This is a genomic window from Agathobaculum sp. LCP25S3_E8, assembly GCF_052117165.1.
Taxonomy (GTDB): domain Bacteria; phylum Bacillota; class Clostridia; order Oscillospirales; family Butyricicoccaceae; genus Agathobaculum.
Map to the genome: position 1 here is coordinate 1 of NZ_JBQKJR010000173.1, position 512 is coordinate 512.

Sequence of the window (512 nt, forward strand, 5' to 3'; positions counted from 1 at the left end):
AGTATCAAAGGCGGTGCAGAGCTGCCCCAATTCATCATCAGAATGGACAGGCATAGAAAAGTCAAGGTCATGGTTCCGAATCCGTGAAATCCCATTCCGTAGCGTGGAGATCGGCTGTTTCAATTTGATATGATAATATAATATGCCGGATAGAGCCAGCCCGCCCATAGGGAGAACAATGCAGGACACAATTTGAATGATTCCAAGTATGGACAATATATTTTGCTGGGTCTCTGTGGGGGTTTCCATTTTAACGATTGAACCGTCTGCTAAAATTTCTATTCCACCGGAGGGAAAGTTGCTGCTGATTGAATTGCATATCATAAAGACTAAGCCTAACATCAGGAGAGCCACCAAAACACAGGAAGCAGATAGGACGAGAAAAGTTTTCTTTAATTCCGTATTTTTCAGACGTTCCACCGATAACCACACCCCCAAACTGTATCAATATAACTGTGAAGCGTACAAGCAGCCAGCTTCGCCCGGATTTTCCTGATATGTTCCATGACAGT

2 protein-coding genes are annotated in these 512 nt (G+C 43.8%); both read right to left on the minus strand.

What is annotated here, in order from left to right; all coding sequences use genetic code 11:
- Nucleotides 1-420: HAMP domain-containing protein (locus ACTQ34_RS18140; RefSeq protein WP_441364991.1), on the minus strand; the 420-nt coding region annotated here is incomplete at its 3' end.
- A partial coding sequence (locus tag ACTQ34_RS18145; RefSeq protein ID WP_441364914.1) for a winged helix-turn-helix domain-containing protein occupies nt 408-512 on the minus strand: 105 nt, incomplete at its 5' end. The genes ACTQ34_RS18140 and ACTQ34_RS18145, both read right to left, overlap by 13 nt.